17 protein-coding genes are annotated in these 18,380 nt (G+C 68.7%); 11 read left to right on the top strand and 6 right to left on the bottom strand.

Annotation, left to right across the window (positions count from 1 at the left end):
- Window positions 1–13 precede the first annotated feature (13 nt).
- The 3 genes from ACIBI5_RS53180 to ACIBI5_RS53170 are packed head-to-tail and all read right to left on the bottom strand — an operon-like array spanning window position 14 to window position 1,862.
- Entirely contained in the window at window positions 14–1,231 is a 1,218-nt protein-coding gene (locus tag ACIBI5_RS53180) for an MFS transporter (RefSeq protein ID WP_397259327.1), read from the bottom strand.
- A gap of 44 nt (window positions 1,232–1,275) precedes the next feature.
- Window positions 1,276–1,437 (bottom strand): hypothetical protein, encoded by a 162-nt coding sequence (locus tag ACIBI5_RS53175; protein WP_397259325.1) that lies wholly within the window; start codon window positions 1,435–1,437, stop codon window positions 1,276–1,278.
- Window positions 1,413–1,862, bottom strand: a complete 450-nt coding sequence (locus ACIBI5_RS53170; protein WP_397259323.1) for a winged helix-turn-helix transcriptional regulator — start codon at window positions 1,860–1,862, stop codon at window positions 1,413–1,415. The genes ACIBI5_RS53175 and ACIBI5_RS53170 overlap by 25 nt, the downstream gene beginning before the upstream one ends.
- A gap of 87 nt (window positions 1,863–1,949) precedes the next feature.
- Here ACIBI5_RS53170 and ACIBI5_RS53165 point away from each other — a divergent pair, with 87 nt between their 5' ends.
- Entirely contained in the window at window positions 1,950–3,107 is a 1,158-nt protein-coding gene (locus ACIBI5_RS53165) for a thiolase family protein (RefSeq protein WP_397259321.1), read from the top strand.
- Here the strand turns inward: ACIBI5_RS53165 and ACIBI5_RS53160 are convergent.
- Window positions 3,104–3,403 (bottom strand): SH3 domain-containing protein, encoded by a 300-nt coding sequence (locus tag ACIBI5_RS53160; protein WP_397259319.1) that lies wholly within the window; start codon window positions 3,401–3,403, stop codon window positions 3,104–3,106. The genes ACIBI5_RS53165 and ACIBI5_RS53160 overlap by 4 nt on opposite strands.
- Before the next feature lie 67 nt (window positions 3,404–3,470).
- Here ACIBI5_RS53160 and ACIBI5_RS53155 point away from each other — a divergent pair, with 67 nt between their 5' ends.
- The 4 genes from ACIBI5_RS53155 (at window position 3,471) to ACIBI5_RS53140 (ending at window position 8,629) form a co-directional block, all read left to right on the top strand.
- Window positions 3,471–5,165 (top strand): IlvD/Edd family dehydratase, encoded by a 1,695-nt coding sequence (locus tag ACIBI5_RS53155; RefSeq protein WP_397259317.1) that lies wholly within the window; start codon window positions 3,471–3,473, stop codon window positions 5,163–5,165.
- A 97-nt stretch (window positions 5,166–5,262) separates the two neighbouring features.
- A complete protein-coding gene (pgi, locus tag ACIBI5_RS53150) occupies window positions 5,263–6,897 on the top strand; it encodes a glucose-6-phosphate isomerase (protein ID WP_397259315.1) in 1,635 nt (544 codons plus the stop codon).
- Window position 6,898: 1 nt separating this feature from the next.
- Window positions 6,899–8,251 (top strand): glucose-6-phosphate dehydrogenase, encoded by a 1,353-nt coding sequence (zwf, locus tag ACIBI5_RS53145; protein WP_397259313.1) that lies wholly within the window; start codon window positions 6,899–6,901, stop codon window positions 8,249–8,251.
- 39 nt (window positions 8,252–8,290) lie between these two features.
- On the top strand, window positions 8,291–8,629 hold the full coding sequence (locus ACIBI5_RS53140; protein ID WP_397259369.1) for a spore germination protein GerW family protein: 339 nt from the start codon (window positions 8,291–8,293) through the stop codon (window positions 8,627–8,629).
- A 47-nt stretch (window positions 8,630–8,676) separates the two neighbouring features.
- Here the strand turns inward: ACIBI5_RS53140 and ACIBI5_RS53135 are convergent, their stop codons facing one another.
- Window positions 8,677–9,282, bottom strand: a complete 606-nt coding sequence (locus tag ACIBI5_RS53135; RefSeq protein ID WP_397259311.1) for a nitroreductase family protein — start codon at window positions 9,280–9,282, stop codon at window positions 8,677–8,679.
- A gap of 64 nt (window positions 9,283–9,346) precedes the next feature.
- Here ACIBI5_RS53135 and ACIBI5_RS53130 point away from each other — a divergent pair, with 64 nt between their 5' ends.
- From ACIBI5_RS53130 to ACIBI5_RS53120, 3 genes are all read left to right on the top strand, one after another.
- Window positions 9,347–10,069, top strand: coding sequence for a carbon-nitrogen hydrolase family protein (locus ACIBI5_RS53130; protein WP_397259309.1), 723 nt, complete (start codon window positions 9,347–9,349; stop codon window positions 10,067–10,069).
- 63 nt (window positions 10,070–10,132) lie between these two features.
- Window positions 10,133–12,175: a family 20 glycosylhydrolase gene (locus ACIBI5_RS53125; protein WP_397259306.1), complete on the top strand. Its 2,043-nt coding sequence runs from the start codon at window positions 10,133–10,135 to the stop codon at window positions 12,173–12,175.
- 580 nt (window positions 12,176–12,755) lie between these two features.
- A complete protein-coding gene (locus ACIBI5_RS53120) occupies window positions 12,756–13,319 on the top strand; it encodes a hypothetical protein (RefSeq protein WP_397259304.1) in 564 nt (187 codons plus the stop codon).
- Between the two features lie 497 nt (window positions 13,320–13,816).
- Here the strand turns inward: ACIBI5_RS53120 and ACIBI5_RS53115 are convergent, their stop codons facing one another.
- Window positions 13,817–14,839, bottom strand: a complete 1,023-nt coding sequence (locus tag ACIBI5_RS53115; protein WP_397259302.1) for a hypothetical protein — start codon at window positions 14,837–14,839, stop codon at window positions 13,817–13,819.
- 721 nt (window positions 14,840–15,560) lie between these two features.
- Here ACIBI5_RS53115 and ACIBI5_RS53110 point away from each other — a divergent pair.
- The 3 genes from ACIBI5_RS53110 (at window position 15,561) to ACIBI5_RS53100 (ending at window position 18,007) form a co-directional block, all read left to right on the top strand.
- Window positions 15,561–15,872: a hypothetical protein gene (locus tag ACIBI5_RS53110; RefSeq protein ID WP_397259300.1), complete on the top strand. Its 312-nt coding sequence runs from the start codon at window positions 15,561–15,563 to the stop codon at window positions 15,870–15,872.
- The gene (locus tag ACIBI5_RS53105; protein ID WP_397259298.1) at window positions 15,869–16,969 is read left to right on the top strand and encodes a hypothetical protein; all 1,101 of its coding nucleotides are present in this window, start codon (window positions 15,869–15,871) and stop codon (window positions 16,967–16,969) included. Before ACIBI5_RS53110 ends, ACIBI5_RS53105 begins: the two co-directional genes overlap by 4 nt.
- A 774-nt stretch (window positions 16,970–17,743) precedes the next feature.
- Entirely contained in the window at window positions 17,744–18,007 is a 264-nt protein-coding gene (locus ACIBI5_RS53100; protein WP_397259296.1) for a hypothetical protein, read from the top strand.
- The last annotated feature ends 373 nt before the right edge of the window (window positions 18,008–18,380 follow it).

Here is an 18,380-nt window from a genome sequence, read left to right as displayed (position 1 = left end):
CGGTCAAGGTATCTCAGCCCTCCCGGGGTACGGCGGGCCGGGCCCGCAGGGCGGCGGGCAGGAACGCCGCGCAGGCGATCAGCAGCACGACCCCCGAGGCGACCAGCGACCCGGCCACCCCGAACGCGCTCGCCGCGGGCCCGCCCAGCGCCACCCCGCCCAGCATGAAGTTGACCATGACCGTGTTGAGCAGCCCCACGCCTCTGCCCCGCAGTTCCTCGGGCAGGTCGCTGAGCATGGTGTTGGCCAGCGGCACCTGGAAGAGGCTGGCGAAGAGGCCGACGACCAGGCACCAGCCGGCGATCGCGGCAAGCCCGGGGCTGCCGCCGAGGAGTGCGGGGGTGAGCAGGGCCAGGCCGAACAGGGTGACGGTGGCCACCAGCGTCCGGGGCGTCGAGCCGTAGCGACGGATCAGGGCGGGCCCGAGGAGCGCTCCGGCGATCGAGCCGCCGGCGAACAGGGCCTGGGCGGTGCCGTACTCCATGGCCTGAAGGTCGAAGACGGTGAGGAGCTGGGCGTTGAAGCCGGTGGTGAACAGGCCGGTCACGAGCGTGACGGGGACGAGGAAGGCGAGCAGGAAGCGCAGGGACGGGATGGCGAGCACGCCGCTGACCCCGGCCCGCAGCGCCTGCCAGTACGGCTCCGCCGCGGCCCGCGCGACCGGCCCTTCGCACAGCACGCCGAGGCTGCCCAGCAGCACGGCCGAGACCACGAAGGTCGCGGCGTTGAGCCCCAGCACGACCGGCACGCTGCCCAGGGCGACGAGCAGGCCGCCGAGCGCGGGCCCGATCATGTGGACCGTCTGGTTGGTGCTCTGGAACAACGCCACCGCCGAGGCGATGTCGTGTCCGCCGACGACCCTCGGGATGGCGGTGATCCTGGCGGTCTCGAAGAACGCCTTGCCGACGCCTTCGAGCAGGATGAGCGCGAGCAGCAGCCCCATCGAGTCGAGCGCGGGGATCATGGCGAGCACGACGGGGACCCGGGCCAGGTCGGCGCCGATGAGCAGCGTCCGGGTGGGCAGCCGGTCGGCCAGCGGGCCGACGAAGGCGCCGAGCACCCCGGAGGGCAGCAGCTGTGACAGCACGACCAGCGAGATGACGACCGGGCTGTCGGTCAGCCGGCCGGCCAGGAAGATCAGCGTGACGCGGGTCATCGCGTCACCGAGGAAGGAGATGACCACCGCCAGCCAGTAGCGCAGGTAGGTGCCGTCCTTGAGGAGCTCGATCATGATGCGCCCGACGCTACTGGCGGGGCGGACGGCCGGGACAGGCGTTACGCCGGGCGCGGATCCGCCGTCAGCGTAGTGACGACGGCCGGCGTGAACAGGTCGAGCGCCAGGTCCTCGGCGGTCTGGGCGAGCACGGCCGGTCCGGACGGCCGCTCGGAGTTCCGGCCCGTTCCGGCGGGGGTCAGCGGGCGCCGGACGCGCCCCATCCGGGCGCCCTGAAGTCCGCCGTCAGCGAGCCCGGCGCCACGCTCTCCCCGCAGCCCCGGCAGGTCACGACCGGGTCGAGCTCCTGCCCGCAGGTGTGCGAGAAGACGACCGGCGGGCTGCCGGGCAGGTGCCGGTCGCCCCACTGGCGCAGCAGGTGCAGCACGCCCTGCAGCTCCACCCCGGCCGCCGTCGGCCGGTACTCGTAGCGCGGCGGGCGCTCGCTGTAGGCGACCTTCTCCAGCAGCCCGGCCTCGACCAGGCGCTTGAGCCGCGCGGTCAGGATGTCGCGGGGCGCGCCGATGTTGCGCGCCATCGCGTCGAAGCGGCGCACGCCGAAGAAGACCTCGCGCAGGATGAGCAGGGAGTACTTCTCGCCGACCACCGCGAGGGCGTCGGCGATCGTGCAGGGCCGTGCCGTCGTCATCATCCCAGGGTACGGCAGTGCGTTGGAAAACCAGACGAACCCGGTCTACAGTAAGTCCAGTTTTCCAACTAACAGCGGGAGGGCTCCATGCGTGACGCCGTCATCGTGCAGGCCGTGCGCACCCCCATTGGCAAGGGCAAGCCGGACGGCGCCCTGGCCGGGGTCCATCCGGTCGAGTTGCTCGCCCACACGCTGCGTACCCTGGTGGAGCGCTCGGGAGTGGACCCCGCGCTGGTCGACGACGTGATCGGCGGGACCGTCGACCAGGTCGGCGAGCAGGCCATGAACACCACCCGCCACGCCTGGCTGTCGGCGGGTTTCCCCGACTCGGTTCCCGCCGTGACGGTGGACCGCCAGTGCGGCTCGTCCCAGCAGGCCGTGCACTTCGCCGCCCAGGGCGTCATCGCCGGCGCCTACGACCTGGTGGTGGCCTGCGGCGTGGAGTCGATGAGCCGGGTGCCGATGTGGTCGAACGTGCCGCCGGGCAAGGACCCGTTCGGCCCCGGCGTGGCCGGGCGGTTCCCCGGCGGCCTGGTGCCCCAGGGCGTCAGCGCCGAGCTGATCGCCGCCAAGTGGTCGCTCGGCCGCGAGCAGATGGACGCCTTCTCCGCCGTCTCCCACGCCAAGGCCGCCGCCGCCGACTTCACCGCCGAGCTCGCCCCGATCGCCGGCCTCGCCCACGACGAGTCGGTACGGCCCGCCACCACGACCGAGATCCTGGCCGGACTGAAGCCCGCCTTCGCCGACCCCGGCCACGCCGAGCGCTTCCCGCAGATCGACTGGTCGGTCACCGCGGGCAACTCCAGCCCGATCAACGACGGCGCCGCCGCCCTGCTCATCACCACGAGCGAGAACGCCGCCCGCCTGGGCCTGCGCCCACTGGCCAGGCTGCACTCCTTCGCCGTGACCGGCTCCGATCCGCTGCTCATGCTCACGGGCGTCATCCCGGCCACCGGCAAGGTGCTGCGCAGGGCCGGGCTGCGCCTGGACGACATCGACCTGTTCGAGGTCAACGAGGCGTTCGCGAGCGTGGTGCTGGCCTGGCAGCAGGAGACCGGCGCCGACCCGGCCAAGGTCAACGTGAAGGGCGGCGCGATCGCGCTGGGCCACCCCCTCGGGGCCGGCGGCGCCCGCATCATGACGACCCTGGTCGGGGCCATGCGCGAGCGCGGCGCCCGCTACGGCCTGCAGACGATGTGCGAGGCGGGCGGGCTGGCCAACGCGACGGTCCTGGAGGCGCTCTAGTAGTCGTAGTCGACCGGCTCCAGGTACGGGCCGTAGGCCCAGCCTTCGGAGTCGCCGGTCCACACGCGCATCCAGGCGCGGCCGCCTCCGCAGGAGCCCTCGACGGTCTCGCCGTAACGCACCGCGCCCACGCGCTCGTACTGCGTGCCAGGACCCGACCTGATCCACAGGTTGGCCGGGTACGGCGGCGCCACCTCGTACACGCACGACGAGGCGGCGGACGCGGGCGCCAGGGCGAACAACGACAGCGGTGCGGCGGCGGCCAGCGAAGCCACGAACAGGATGAACCGGCGCATCACATACCTCCCCTTAAGGGGGGATATGTCTTATATATCCCGATCATGTGGGCGCTAAGCTGCCGGGATGCCTCTCCGCAGTGCTCGGTGGTACGCAGGCGACGACAGAAACTCCTACATCCATCGCGCCTGGATGCGGCGCGGCACCCCGGCCGACGCCTTCGAACGCCCCCAGATCGCCATCGCCAACACCGCCTCCGACCTCACCCCCTGCAACGCCCACTTCGACGAGGTGGCCAAGAGCGTCGCCGCCGGCATCTGGGCGGCCGGAGGCGTACCGCTGAACCTGCCCGTCGTCTCGCTCGGCGAGACCAACGTCCGCCCCACGGCCATGCTCTGGCGCAACCTCGCCGCCATGGCCACCGAGGAGATGCTGCGCGCCAACCCCGTGGACGGCGTCGTGCTGCTCGGCGGTTGTGACAAGACGATCCCCTCGCTGCTCATGGCCGCCGCCTCCGTGGACCTGCCCGCGCTGGTCGTGCCCGGCGGGCCGATGCTGACCGGCCACTTCCAGGGCGTGCCGCTGGGCTGCGGCACCGACGTGTGGCGGCTCAGCGAGGAGGTGCGGGCCGGCACGCTGACCCGCGCGTCGTTCCTGGAGTCCGAGTCCTCCATGATCCGCAGCCGCGGGCACTGCAACACCATGGGCACCGCCTCGACGATGGCCTGCGTGGCCGAGGCGCTCGGCATGACCATCCCGGGCACCGCGGGCACCCCCGCCGCCGACAGCCGCCTGCTCGAACGCGCGCACGCGAGCGGCGCGCTGGCGGCCGAGCTGGTCCGGGAGGACCGGCGGCCCAGTACGGTCATGACCCGCCCCTCCTTCCTCAACGCGATCGTCACCCTGGCCGCGATCGGCGGCTCCACCAACGCGGTCGTGCACCTGCTGGCCATCGCCGGGCGGCTCGGCGTGGAGCTGAGCCTCGACGACTTCGACCGGACCGGCGCCGGGGTGCCGCTGCTGGCCGACCTGCGGCCGGCCGGGCGGCACCTCATGGACGACCTGTTCAGGGCGGGTGGGCTGCGGGCCGTACTCCATCAGGTGGAGGACCTTCTCGACCCAGCGGCCCGCACCGTCACCGGACGCCCGCTCACCGACCACCTCGGCGACGCGCCGATCTGGGACGCGGGCGTGATCCGGCCGCGCACCGACCCGCTGCTGCCCGACGCGGGCATCGCCGTGCTGCGCGGCAACCTGGCCCCGGACGGCGCGGTGATCAAGCCCGCGGCCGCCTCGCCGGAACTGCTGCGCCACCGCGGCCGGGCGATCGTCTTCGACAGCGTCGAGGACCTGCACACGCGCCTGGACACCGTGGACGCCGACGAGGACTCCGTGCTGGTGCTGCGCGGCTGCGGCCCCAAGGGTTACCCGGGCATGCCGGAGGTCGGCAACCTGCCGCTGCCCGCCAGACTGCTGGCCAAGGGCGTGCGCGACATGGTGCGCGTCAGCGACGCGCGGATGAGCGGCACCGCCTACGGCACCGTCGTGCTGCACGTCGCGCCCGAGGCCGCCGCGGACGGGCCGCTGGCCAGGGTCAGGACCGGCAACCCGATCGTGCTCGACGTGCCGGGCAGGACGCTGCGGGTGGACGTGCCCGACGCCGACCTGGCCGCCCGCGAGCCGGTCACGACCGGTTTCGCCCGCCCGGCCAGAGGCTGGGAGAAGCTCTACGTGGAGCACGTCCTGCAGGCCGACCGGGGCTGCGACCTGGACTTCCTCACCGGTTCGAGTGGCTCGTCCGTGGCCAGGGAGTCGCACTGAGCACGGCAAAGAGTCTTCTGCGCCATGCGCGGAAATGGTCAGGCTGGGTACGGCGTTACGGGACGATGTGATCGGTTTGACGGCCCGAGGAGGACACATGAACAGCGGCGACATCACCCAGAGCCAGGAGTGGACGGCACTGGCCAAGCACCACGAGGAGATCGCGGGCACCACCCTGCGCGAGCTGTTCGCGGCCGACCCGGGCCGGGCGGAGAGGCTGAGCGTGAGCGCCGGCGACCTCTACCTCGACTACTCCAAGCACCGCGCCACCGACGAGACCTTCGACCTCCTGCTACGGCTGGCCGAGCGCGCCGGGCTGAGCGAGCGCGTCGAGGCGATGTTCCGCGGCGAGCACATCAACGTGAGCGAGGACCGGGCGGTGCTGCACACGGCGCTGCGCCTGCCCGCGGACGCGGAGCTGGTGGTCGACGGCCAGGACGTGGTGGCCGACGTGCACGCCGTCCTGGACAAGATGAGCGCCTTCGCCGGCCGGGTGCGCGCGAAGGAGTGGCGCGGCGCGAGCGGCGAGCCCATCGCCACCGTGGTCAACATCGGCATCGGCGGTTCCGACCTGGGCCCGGCGATGGCCTACGAGGCGCTGAAGGACTACGCCGACGCCGGGATCACGGCCCGGTTCGTCTCCAACATCGACCCGGCCGACATCCACGGCAACCTGCGCGGCCTGGACCCGGCCACGACGCTGTTCGTGATCAGCTCGAAGACGTTCACGACGCTGGAGACGCTGACCAACGCCCGCGTGGCGCGCGACTGGCTGGTCTCGGCACTGGGCGAGGACGCGGTCGGCAAGCACTTCGTGGCCGTCTCCACCAACGCGGAGAAGGTGGCCGAGTTCGGCATCGACACCGCCAACATGTTCGGCTTCTGGGACTGGGTCGGCGGCCGCTACTCCTACGACGGCGCCATCGGCCTGTCACTGATGATCGCGGTCGGGCCCGAGCGCTTCCGCGAGATGCTGGCCGGCTTCCACGCGATCGACGAGCACTTCCGCACCGCGCCGTTCGAGCGGAACATGCCGGTGCTGATGGGGCTGCTCGGCATCTGGTACAACGACTTCTTCGACGCCCAGACCCGGGCCGTGCTGCCCTACAGCCAGCGGCTGCACCGCTTCCCCGCCTACCTGCAGCAGCTGACGATGGAGTCCAACGGCAAGTCCGTGCGCGCCGACGGCACGCCGGTCACCACCGACACCGGCGAGATCTTCTGGGGCGAGCCGGGCACCAACGGCCAGCACGCCTTCTACCAGCTCCTGCACCAGGGAACCCGGCTCGTGCCCGCCGACTTCATCGGCTTCGCCGAGCCGTTCGAGGACGCCGCGGGCATGCACGACATCCTCACGGCCAACCTCCTGGCCCAGACCACCGCGCTGGCCTTCGGCAAGACCGCCGAGGAGATCGCCGCGGAGGGCACCGCGGCCGAGGTCGTCCCGCACAAGGTGATGCCGGGCAACCGCCCCACCTCGACGATCCTGGCGCCGAAGCTCACCCCGTACACCCTCGGTCAGCTCGTCGCCCTCTACGAGCACGTCGTCTTCGTCGAGGGCGTCATCTGGGGCGTCGACTCCTTCGACCAGTGGGGCGTCGAGCTGGGCAAGAAGATGGCGCTCGGCCTGGAGCCCCTTCTGACCTCGGAGGAGCCGCCTGTGGCGTTCCCCGACGCTTCCACCGCCCAGCTGGTAAAGAAGTACCGGGAACTTAGAGGAAGGCGCATTTGACATGACGCGTGCGGGCGCGATGGTCCTGTTCGGGATCACCGGTGATCTGGCCTACAAGATGTTGCTGCCCGCGCTCTACCGGCTGACCGCCGACGGGGTGCTCGACCTGCCCATCGTCGGCGTCGCCAAGACCGACCTCGACCTGGCGGGCCTGCGCGAGCGGGCCCGCCGGGCCTGCGGCGGGGCGAGCGACGCGGCCTTCGAGAAGTTCGCCGGCAACCTGCGGCTGGTGGCGGGCGACTACCGCGAGGAGTCCACGTTCGCGGCCATCCGCGACGAGGTGGACGGCGCGGGCTTCCTCGTGCACTACCTGGCGGTGCCGCCGGCGCTGTTCGGCGCCGTCGCGCAGGGCCTGGCCGGCGTCGGGCTCCACCGCGACGCGCGGCTCGTGGTGGAGAAGCCGTTCGGCCACGACCAGGCCTCGGCCCGTGAGCTCAACGCCGAGCTGCTCAAGTACTTCGACGAGGACCACCTGCGCCGCGTCGACCACTTCCTCGGCAAGGAGCCGGTGGAGGACCTGCTCGTCTTCCGGCTCGGCAACATGCTGCTCGAGCCCATCTGGAACCGCAACTACGTGCGCAACGTCCAGATCACCATGGCCGAGAGCTTCGACGTGTCCGACCGCGGCGCCTTCTACGACGCCAACGGCACCATCCGCGACGTCGTCCAGAACCACCTGATGCAACTGCTGGCCATCCTCGCGATGGACGCGCCGCCCTCGAAGGACGCCCGCGCGCTCATCGACGAGAAGTGGCGCGTGCTGCGCGCCGTGCAGGACATCCAGCCCGCCGACGTCGTACGCGGCCAGTACACCGGCTACCTCGCCACCGAAGGCGTGCGCCCCGGCTCCACCACCGAGACGTTCGTGGCCATGCGCGCCGCCATCGACAACTGGCGCTGGGCCGGCGTGCCCTTCTACATCCGCTCCGGCAAGGCGCTGCCCACCACCGACCTGGAGATCGTCGCCGAGCTGCGCATGCCGCCGGTCACGCTGTTCCACGGCGAGGTCAAGCCCAACCTGATCAGGTTCCGGCTGCAGCCCGACGCGGGAGTCACCTTCGACCTGCTGGCCAAGGAGCCGGGCCGCGACGCCACCCGGCAGGTGCCGGTGAGCGTCGACTTCACCAAGGTGCTCGGGCCCATGGAGGCCGCCTACCAGCGCATCCTCACCGACGCGGTGTCGGGTGACCCCCGGCGCTTCGTCCGCTTCGACCTGGCCGAGGAGTCGTGGCGGATCGTGCAGCCGGTGCTCGACCTGCCGCAGGCGCCGCTGCCGTACGAGAAGGGCACGTGGGGTCCCGCGGCGGCGGCCGGCATGGTGCGCTGGCACGAGATCTCCACCACCTTCGATTGACCTTCCGCGACCGGGTGAGAGTCTGGGCGGATGGACATCATGGAACTGGTGGAGAGGACGAAGGACGCGGCGACCGTCAAGCGGGTCTTCGGCGAGCCGGTCCGGCACGGCGACGTCACCGTCATCCCCGTCGCCAAGGTCGGCCAGGGCGGGGGCGGCGGATCCGGCACCTCCGAGGGCGGCGAGCACCCCGGCCAGGGCTCCGGCGGGGGCTTCGGCTTCGGGGCCGCCCCGGCGGGCGTCTTCGTGATCAAGGACGGCGAGGTGCGCTGGCAGCCGGTCGTCGACGTCAACCGCATCGTGCTCGGCGGCCAGATCGTGGCCGTCGTGCTGCTGCTGACCATCCGGGCGCTCGTGAAGCGCCGCCGTAAGCGCTGAAAACTCTCCGGTGCCCTCCCCGGGCGGGCCCGGGGAGGGCACCGGGGTCAGTGGCGGCCCCAGGCGCCGCGGTGCACCACCTCGCCGGTGGGCTTGCGACCGCGCTTCAGGGACGGCGAGGCCTTGTCCTGTGCCCGGTAGCCGACGCTGATCACACCGATCGGGGTGTACGCGTCGGGCACGCCGAACGACTCCTTCAGCAGCGCCGTCCGCTCACCCGGCGGGACCCCGAAGAAGCAGGCGCCGAGTCCCTCGTCCACGGCGGTGAGAAGCATGAGCAGAGAGGCCATGCCGGTGTCGATGTCCCAGTACGGCACCGGCCAGCGGTTCTCGTCCTTGTCCGTCCAGCCCTTGTCGGGGGCGGCGTAGCGGTCGAGGTAGGCCTGCTTGTGCGAGAGCGGGATGATCAGGAGCGGGGCGCGGCGCAGCCCCTTGCCCCATTCGTCGGCCTCGTCGCTGGACAGCTTCCAGAACCGCTCGATGTCCTGCGGCTCCTCCAGCACCAGGAACGCCCAGCCCTGGCTGAACCCGGCGGAGGGCGCGTGCAGCGCGTTGCCGAGGATGCGCTCGCGGATCTCGGCCGGAACGGGGCGGCCGGGGTCGTAGTTGCGGACCATGCGCCGTCGCCGTACCACTTCCTGAAATTCCGTCATGCGCCCAGCTTCCCAGACGCCACCCCGCGGCACCCGTGGTGTGGGTGGCTGCGACGATGACGGGGTGAAGGTCTTGATGATCGCGCCCGCCGCCTGGTCGCCCGACGGGCACGACAACTTCGACGCCGCGGACGAGCTGCTGGAGGAGAGCGACCTGGTGGTGCTGCCGGAACTGGCCGGGTCGCGGTTACCGAGGGCGGAGTATCTGGAGCGGGTGTCCGGGCTGGCGCGGCGGGCGGGGGCGTACGTGGTGGGCGGGTCGCACTACGACGCCGTCGAGGGCGGGAGCGTCAACCGGGGTGTGGTGGCCGATCCGGCCGGGCGGGTCGTGGCCGAGTACGAGAAGGCGCATCCCTACGGGGTCGAGCATCGGGCGGGGGTGCTGCCGGGGCGGCCGTCGCAGACGTTCGAGCTGGCGGGGCGGCGGGTGCGGGTGCTGGTGTGCGCGGACCTGTGGTACTCGGCCCGGCTGGCCGCGCCGGTGGACGCGGTGCTGGTGCCGGCCTTCTCGGTGACGCAGTGGGACTCGCCGGACCCCTCGCGGGCGCTGTGGCAGCACATGAGCGTGGCCAGGGCGTATGAGTTCATGACGTACGTGGCGGTGAGCGACTGGCAGCACGGCGCCAGCTACCACGGGGCGCCGTGCGCGGGGGTGACGGGGTTCGCCGATCCGTATCCGGCGCGGCCGGCGGAGTACTACGCCCGGGGCGCCGGTGTGCGGGTCATGGACTTCGAGCGGCTGGACGCGCTGCGGGCCGACCGTGCCGGGCGCGGGTTCGTGTCTTGACCGGACGACTCGGGGAAGTAAAGCTTACTAACAATTAACCGGGAGCATCCGCGGAGGACCGTCATGGGCCGTTCCAGGATCGGCACGCTGGCCACGCGCACCCTGCTGGCGGGGGTGCTGCTGGCCGCGCTGGGGACGTTGCCGACCGGTTCCGCCGGAGCGGGCGGCCTGGTCGCCTCGGTGAGCGCGGCCCAGGCGCTCGGGGACGTGATCCCGGCGCCGGTGTCGGTCCAGGCCGCGGCCACGCCGTACACGCTGGCCGCGGACGCGACGATCGCCAGCGACGACGCGGGCGTGGGCGGCTACCTCGCGGGGCTGCTACGGCCTTCCACGGGGTACGCGCTGCCGCTGCGCAGCGGCGGCCAGGGCAGCGTGTCGCTGCTGCTGTCCGGCGCGGACCCGAGCGTCGGCGAGCAGGGCTACCAGCTCGACGTCGCCACGAGCGGCGTCACGATCCGGGCGCGGACGGCGGCGGGGCTGTTCAACGGCGTGCAGACGCTGCGGCAACTCCTGCCGCCCCAGGTGGAGAGCGCGAGCGTGCGGCCGGGGCCGTGGACGGTGCCGGGCGGGCGCATCGTGGACCATCCCCGCTTCGCCTACCGGGGCACCATGCTCGACGTCGCCCGGCACTTCCACCCGGTCGCCACCGTCAAGCGGCACATCGACAGGATCGCGCTCTACAAGATCAACTATCTGCATCTGCACCTGTCCGACGACCAGGGCTGGCGCATCGTCGTCGACTCCTGGCCGCGCCTGGCGACGTACGGCGGCAGCACCCAGGTCGGCGGCGGGCCCGGCGGCTACTACACCAAGGCCCAGTACCGGGAGATCGTCGCCTACGCCGCCCAGCGGCACATCACGGTCGTGCCGGAGATCGACGTCCCCGGCCACACCAACGCCGCGCTGGCCTCCTACGCCGAGCTCAACTGCGATGGCGTCGCGCCGCCGCTGTACACCGGGACGGGCGTGGGCTTCAGCTCGCTGTGCGCCACGAAGGAGGTCACCTACACCTTCGTGGCCGACCTCGTCAGGGAGCTGGCCGAGCTGACGCCGGGGCCGTACCTGCACATCGGGGGCGACGAGGCGGACGCGACGCCGGACGCGCAGTACGCGACGTTCATGAACCGGGTGCAGCCGATGGTGGCCGGGCGCGGCAAGGCGGTCGTGGGCTGGCACCAGATCGGCGCGCCGGCGGTGCAGCACTCTCCCGGCCGGGTGGCCCAGTACTGGGGGACGACGACGTCGGACTCCCTGATCACGAACGCCGTGGCCAAGGGCGCCAAGGTGATCATGTCTCCGGCCAACAAGGCGTACCTGGACATGAAGTACACCGCCTCGACGCCGCTCGGGCAGGACTGGGCGGCGCTCATCGAGGTGAAGACCGCCTATGAGTGGAACCCCGGCAGCCACCTCAGCGGCGTGCCCGCCTCCGCCGTGCTCGGCGTCGAGGCGCCGCTGTGGACCGAGACGCTGGTCACCGAGGAGCACATCGAGTACATGGCCTTCCCGCGCCTGCCCGCCATCGCCGAGCTGGGCTGGTCGCCCTGGTCGACGCACAGCTGGACCGCCTTCCGCGCCCGCCTGGGCGCGCAGGCGCCGCGCTGGGCGGTCATGGGCGTCGGCTTCTACCGCTCGCCCCAGGTCTCGTGGGCGAGCACCCCGCCGCAGGGCCGCCACGAGGCCGAGAACGCGGTGATCTCGCGTGGCGTGGTCGAGTCCAACCACGCCGGATACTCGGGCACCGGGTTCGTCAACTACGACAACGCCACCGGTGGCTATGTCGAGTTCACCGTCACCGCCGCCACGACGGGCCCGGCCACGGTCCGCCTGCGCTACGCCAACGGCACCACCGCCAACCGCCGCATGAACGTGGCCGGCACGGTGCACGACTTCCCCGGCACCGGCGCGTGGACCACCTGGCAGACGAAGACGCTCACGCTGCCCCTGAACGCGGGTTCCAACGTCATCCGAGCCACCGCCACCACACCCAACGGCGGCCCCAACCTCGACTACCTGGACCTAATCGTCGCTTACTCGAACTCGGCGCCGCAGGTGACAGCACTTCGTGACAAGATTGAACTCCGGGACAGGGCCAACCGCCGTTAGACCGGTTGGCTCGACTGACCTCTTCATTGCGAGTGAACGGAATACCCCTCCTCGCGGGCTTGCCTTCCTGGTCAAGCATGCGATAGGGGCCCGTTTCGAGTGCTGTGGCTCGCGTTCGCTGCTGTAGTCCTGCGTTGTATGGCGGACGCGAGAACCCCGGCCTCCTCGATGGCAAGCGGACCCGTACCGCAGGGCAGCCAAGGCCCGAGAAGCAGAAGCCAAGCGGCAGTAACGACAGCCGTTTAGATCTAAAGGATTCCAGACGGTGGTATACATCGATGATCTCGTGCGCATCGTCTCGATGGAATGACTGAGAGACAATACCCCTTCAGTAACCGCCGGAGAGTGAGCGAGTAGTGGTTCATGAGTACCCTCCGCATAAGTGTCGCAGCAGTGCCATCCATTGCCCTCCTCGGCCTGAGCTCCATGTCGGAGAGGGACATGATCAGATACTTCATATGTGGCGACTCCGTCCGTCACAATGCCCGTGTTGTCCTGAAGTCGCCGACCGGACGGTTTGGCAACCGGGCGCTCATTTCTGTGGGTTCCGTACAGCCTGCCGGTCGCTCATGATGGCTGTGTGGTCTGGAGAGTTGCAGGCGCGGATTGGTCGTGGGCGCAGACGGCGGTGCTGATCGCGGCGACCATAGCGATTCTGGGTACGACGATGACGGCTGCGCTGACGTACGCGTTGAGCCAGCGGGCCGCGCGCCGGGAGCGGCAGGCCAAGGTCTTTGCGGACGCGCTGTCGGTGATTGAGGAGTATGCGGAGTTGCCGTACAGGGTTCGTAGGCGGAGGTCTTTGGAGGAGGCTCGGCACGCGTTGACCGAGGAGATCAGTCGGGTTCAATCGCGAATGGCGTTCCATCAGGGATGGCTACAGATTGAAGCTCCGAGTGTCGCGTCCTTCTATGACCAGCTCATACGTGCCGCTAAGAAACAGGCTGGCCTGCAGATGAAGGAAGCCTGGCTGCTCCCGCCGATCACTGAAGATTCGGGTGTGAATCTTGGCGCTGCTTACAACAGAACTGAAATCGATAATGCGCGGGAGATGTGTGTTGCCGCGATGAGGCTAGCATTGGCCTCGATACCACGCGAGCGCGCAGCCGTTGACCGGGCTTCGCCTGGCCAAGACCTATTGTGATCTTGTTGGGTGTCGCACGTCCAAAAGTCAGGCCGCTGAGGCCTCTGCCCCAGATGAAGGGATCTCGTTCTGTTCGTGGAGCGCTTCGAGGCCGGGCCATTCTCCCGTCTGGCGCCACCATTCTTCTCGGAGTAGATGCGCCACGACGTGGCCCAGGAGTGCTACGGGTCCGTCGCGGCGGGTCCATCGCTGTTCTGGTGGGTCGCCGGGGAACCACATGCATAGCGAGCCATCCCGGTAACGGTGCGGTGACGGAGCTGAATTGCTGGCGTAGACATGGGGCACCTCCGGACTGGTCCGGCTGAATGCGATGGTGATCGTCTGTTCAAGTAGGTCTTCTACGCATAGGCGAACCTTGAGGGCGTATCCGCCGCGCTGTTGACGAGGTGGAGAAATGGCCCATGTCCGCTGGCCACAGCTGGTGAGTCGGTACTGGAAGAGGAGACGGGGGGCCGGCTTGGTGTACCAGGCCGGCCTCCGCCGTCGGGGGCTCCTGGTCATACAGACTTCAGTTCGCCGAAAGCGCGGGTCGGGGCCACCGTGGAGGCAATTCCGCCAAGACCCAACGTGGCGGTACTGATGGACTGTGGCCGACGGAGGATGGCGGCCTTGCTGACCAGGCTGCTCGGGGAAGGATCGGTGAGGTAGTTCCAGTAGACACCGGACAGGGCAGAGAGGACGACGTCGATGTCGTCGTCGCGTTCCAGAGCTGCGCTGAGGCCGTTCGCGGCTTTGCGAAGCCGCCGGGCGGCGGTTTCGCGGGGGATCAGCAGACGCACATTCTTGGACACCTTCGCAGGGTCGATAGTGGTTGCCCCGTGTTCGACCCGTGAGGCGGCCTCAGAAAAGACAGCGCTGAGCGCCACGGCCATACCCATGCTGGGCTCGACGAACTCCCAGGCCCACACCGACAGGTTGTGGGACGAGAATCCCGGCTGGTTGTACTGCTTGTTCCATGCCTTGAGGAGCCTGATCACACGACGGCGGGTCCGGCGCAGGGACTCTGCGCCCGACGTGAACAGCTCGACATGAAGCTCGGGGTGGGAGGCCTCCCACTTGTTGGTGTGCAGATTGGGGATCCACAATCCCTCGCCATCCTTCCGGGTCAGCGCAACGACCATGTCCACCGTCGGGTCCTGGCCGTCTACGGGCTCTCCGAAGCAGAGCTTCGGCCCCCGCTTGGACGTCGAACACCGAGCCTTCGGATAGACCTCGCGCACGGCGGGACCGAGAAGCGCGCACATCTCGTCAGCCACCTTCTGTGGAGCTTCACCGCTGCCGTCTGGGCCGAGGTTGAGGTAGAACCTGCGGTCGAGGACGACACCGCCGTCGCCGTCGCTGACAGGGTGGATGAATGTGTGCTGGGGGAGCGAACCGCTAGCGTAGGTGCGCAGCGCACCACGGAAGGCGATCGCTTCGGCGCGGACCAGCGCCAGCCGGTCACGGGCTTCGGCCAGCGGCTCGGAATGTGCATCGATCTGGCTTCGGACGTCGTTGAGGGTTTCCTCGGTGTGGCCCATGAGTCGCTCCTTTGTTGCTTGGTTCGGTGGAAAACGCGCCCGATCGGCACTTACCGGCCGGGCTGCGGTGCGGATGCGCTGTTGACAATCGCGGGAAGGGTGGTCCGTCGTCAGATCTCCGATGATGGAGGCCACGCATCTACGAACCTTCGAGCGGCGGTATGCGCGCTGGAGTGTCTGCGGCCGAGTTCTCCGTGCAGATGGCGGAACTCGCAGTCGCGGCGTGGCCTGCCGAGGATGCGGTCGCGTCCGCCGGCGCGAGGGCGGTGAAGGATCCAGGCGGCTGGCCGGTGGATTCGTCGACGTGGACGAAGTGGCTGCCTCGCCGGACAGACAGCACGAAATTCGGCAGGATGAGCACCCCCTGCCCAATCGCCTCGAGCTTGCACCCATGCCCGTCGTCGCGCGATCCGGCAGGATGACGGACTGGTGGTTCATCTGATCCGCACGGGCTCCGGCCGCCGAGCGGCCACCTTCTTGACCATCTCGGTCATGTCTTCCCCTCCAACCAGTGATGCCGTCGACGTCCCTTCCGACCCCAACGACGGTGTCCGAGTGAACCCAGGTAACACTCTAGCATCATGCCCATCACCCTATGGGTGATGTCATGTCGGCGAGCTATTCGCGCGGCGTGTCTACGACCTTGGCCACGGGAGGCTTGTAACATCCACTCGAAGTGGATGGGTGCATCATCAGCCGATGGGTGATGGAGAGCAGATACGTGGACCGGGAGTTTATGGATGAGGAGCTGCGTCACCTGGCCACGGATCTCGCGTTTCGGCCCAGAGGCTGGAGCGCCCAAGAGGTCTCGGATTTTCGAGTCCTCGTTCAGTGTGCGCGGGCAGCTCGACTCGACACCGACCTGCGGAACTTCCGTACGCTGCGCATCCAACCCGATGACACCGGCGACCCACACAGGGCGCGGGCGACGTTGAGTTCCGGGCGCGTTATCAACCTGACGTTCAAGAACGCTGAGAGCCACGGCGCCGTGGTCTTCGACCTTTTGACTCCAGAGATGGAAACCTCGCGATGAGTAACCGTCCACACGACCCGCTACCGATCGCCCAGGTGCCGGTCGGTGAGCTCCTCGGGAGGGAGTTGGAGGCCAGAGGCTGGTCTCAAGCCGACTTCGCTGCGGTTCTAGATCGTCCTACCCAGTTCGTCTCCGAGATCGTCACTGGCAAGAAGGAGATCACTAGGGAGTCAGCGGCGCAGATCGGCGCCGCCCTGGACAGCACGGCCGAGTTTTGGCTTAACCTTCAGGACCAGTACCTGCTCGCCGAGCAGTTTAAGAACGAGAACGCCAAGGTCAAGCTAGACGAGGTGCGCCGACGCGCCCGCCTAAACGATAAAGGCCCGATTCTGCTGCTGAAGAAACGCGGCCTCCTCACCAGCACAACCCTGGATTCCCTCGAAACCGAGGTGAAGGAACTGTTCGAGTTGAACTCGCTTGATGACGAGCCTGGATTCGCAGCGGCAGCGAGGCGCGCTAACAGCTGCGAAGACATCAGCTTGCTACAGCGGGCCTGGGTTGCGTGCATCAGAAGAGAAGCCCGCAAGCTTCCCCCGAAAGAGAGCTACTCTGCGAACCGCCTAAGGGAGCTCGCTAGGACTCTTTCGAGCACACTCAAGTCGGCCGTCGACTTCCAAGACCTGCCTGACCGCTTCAGCACGGTCGGTGTGCGGCTGATATATGTCGAATCGTTTCCGGGCGCCAAGATGGATGGATGCGCGATGCTAGTCGACGGGTATCCAGTCATTGGCTTGTCCGGCCGCGGCAAAAGGCTCGACAAAGTCCTGTTCACCCTGCTTCACGAAATCGCGCACATTCTACTTGAGCATGTCGACGCCGAGAACCTCATCGTGGAAGGGCTCGATGACACTAGGGACAACGAGACAGAGCGGGAAACGAACGCGGACAGTGAGGCCACGAGATTGGCGTTCCCGCACGGCGTCCCCGATCTCCCAGCCCGTATCAGTGCGCCTTGGGTCAATCAGACGGCTGCCGAACTTGGGGTGGCGCGGATCGTCTTCATCGGCCACCTTCAGCACCGCCGTCGCCTTGACTGGCGGACGACACTGGCGAAGAACGCCCCTTCAGTAAGCGACGCTCTGGAGACGTGGAAGTAGCCTTGCTGGCGAGGTGCCCGACAAAGTATGTTGGCCCCGCCTCCAACTTGAGGCGTCTCCTCGAGCGCTAAGACCGTGCGCCTGACGCGTACTCGCAGCTACCGGACGGCGACCAGACGCTCCTACCTGCTGCCACTCACCTCCGAGTCGTCGCGTACGGCGCGGCACTGCATATCGGATCTTTACCTCCTATGGCGCCTTCCAGATCTCGTTGAACCTGCGGCATTGATCACTGCCGAACTGGTCGGCACCGCGATCCGCCATGCCATCTGATGGAGCAACGAAGCCTTACCGGTACGGCTCCTGGCTATCTATGCCACGTGTACTCCTGCGCATCGAGCTGCGCGATCCCGACGCGCAACCTTCCGGTCTGGCGCGTGCCCGAGGATCTGGCCACGTTCGGGTACGGCATGCAGCTCGTGCACAGCCATGCCGACCGCTACGGCGCGCGTTACCGATGCAGGCAAGGCCGTGTGGTGCGAGATCGACCGCCTACGTCCGCGAGTGGGCGCGAGTGCAGCATTCTGTAGCAGGCGTCAAGGACGCTCTCACGGCCATCGCTCCTTCCGACGCCATGCCGTACCTACGAGCGGACGTCAACGAGCTCGGCGCCGGGTTCGTCGAGCGCGGGCGAATGATGCCCCAGACTGCGCGTTGTTCGTTCAGGCCCTGCCCGAGATGGCTGCGCGTCGGTCGGTTGACGGCGAGTGTGCGGCCTGAGCAGGGGCGTTGACGTAACCGGCCGTGTAGAAGACGCTTCTGAACTTTGTTGCCATGAGGGCGCTCGGGCAAGCCTTGAAACGCGAGGGGATCACCGCCGAAGTGTACGCCGGCTATGAGCTGGCATGTGCCTTCATCGACACCAACCTGATCGTGCGGTGCGACGGCCATCGCTCCTGGTGGCGCACCATGTGGAATGACAGAAACCACCGCGCCATCTATGCCTGGCATCCGGCCATCGACCCGCTGAGAGCCGCTCGACGGGTCGCACGTCAGTACGCCCTTGCCCGCATCAGGCCGCGAGGCAGGGTCAGGTGAGCACGGCGAGCCGTCGGGACGTCAGAGAACCGCCCAGCGAGTTGCCGACCAGATAGAAGCACTCGCGTGGGCGCACACCCGCGAATCTGCGTCCATGCCCAGAGTCGAGTTCCTGGACTACTTCGACCTGGACGTATCCGAGACGCACCCTACACGACATGTACCTCAGGGCATGTGCCTACACGCCTGAAGCATTGCGAAGATCAGGCTACTCCACCGCTGATCCAGAGTCGCGTCATCGACTCCGCGGTTTCGACGCGGCGATGGTGTGGACGGCCTCTAAGGCGTGTTTCAAAAGGCCTTGAGGCTGGTCGCATGGAAGTGATCGACATACGACGAGGTCTCCGGTAAATGGTCCAACGACCAAGAAGCA

Source organism: Nonomuraea sp. NPDC050540 (assembly GCF_044457485.1).
Taxonomy (GTDB): Bacteria; Actinomycetota; Actinomycetes; order Streptosporangiales; family Streptosporangiaceae; genus Nonomuraea.
The sequence above is the reverse complement of the archived record's forward strand: the minus strand, read 5'-3'. Positions and strand labels throughout refer to the sequence as shown.

What these genes read in the sequence shown, in the direction of transcription:
- ACIBI5_RS53170 (WP_397259323.1), bottom strand. Translation starts at nt 1,862, where the DNA reads ATGACGACGGCACGGCCCTGCACGATCGCCGACGCCCTCGCGGTGGTC.
- ACIBI5_RS53105 (WP_397259298.1), top strand. Translation starts at nt 15,869, where the DNA reads ATGAGTAACCGTCCACACGACCCGCTACCGATCGCCCAGGTGCCGGTC.
- ACIBI5_RS53160 (WP_397259319.1), bottom strand. Translation starts at nt 3,403, where the DNA reads ATGCGCCGGTTCATCCTGTTCGTGGCTTCGCTGGCCGCCGCCGCACCG.
- ACIBI5_RS53125 (WP_397259306.1), top strand. Translation starts at nt 10,133, where the DNA reads ATGGGCCGTTCCAGGATCGGCACGCTGGCCACGCGCACCCTGCTGGCG.
- ACIBI5_RS53175 (WP_397259325.1), bottom strand. Translation starts at nt 1,437, where the DNA reads ATGGGGCGCGTCCGGCGCCCGCTGACCCCCGCCGGAACGGGCCGGAAC.
- ACIBI5_RS53135 (WP_397259311.1), bottom strand. Translation starts at nt 9,282, where the DNA reads ATGACGGAATTTCAGGAAGTGGTACGGCGACGGCGCATGGTCCGCAAC.
- ACIBI5_RS53115 (WP_397259302.1), bottom strand. Translation starts at nt 14,839, where the DNA reads ATGGGCCACACCGAGGAAACCCTCAACGACGTCCGAAGCCAGATCGAT.
- ACIBI5_RS53140 (WP_397259369.1), top strand. Translation starts at nt 8,291, where the DNA reads ATGGAACTGGTGGAGAGGACGAAGGACGCGGCGACCGTCAAGCGGGTC.
- pgi (WP_397259315.1), top strand. Translation starts at nt 5,263, where the DNA reads ATGAACAGCGGCGACATCACCCAGAGCCAGGAGTGGACGGCACTGGCC.
- ACIBI5_RS53180 (WP_397259327.1), bottom strand. Translation starts at nt 1,231, where the DNA reads ATGATCGAGCTCCTCAAGGACGGCACCTACCTGCGCTACTGGCTGGCG.
- ACIBI5_RS53155 (WP_397259317.1), top strand. Translation starts at nt 3,471, where the DNA reads ATGCCTCTCCGCAGTGCTCGGTGGTACGCAGGCGACGACAGAAACTCC.
- ACIBI5_RS53165 (WP_397259321.1), top strand. Translation starts at nt 1,950, where the DNA reads ATGCGTGACGCCGTCATCGTGCAGGCCGTGCGCACCCCCATTGGCAAG.
- ACIBI5_RS53100 (WP_397259296.1), top strand. Translation starts at nt 17,744, where the DNA reads ATGAGGGCGCTCGGGCAAGCCTTGAAACGCGAGGGGATCACCGCCGAA.
- zwf (WP_397259313.1), top strand. Translation starts at nt 6,899, where the DNA reads ATGACGCGTGCGGGCGCGATGGTCCTGTTCGGGATCACCGGTGATCTG.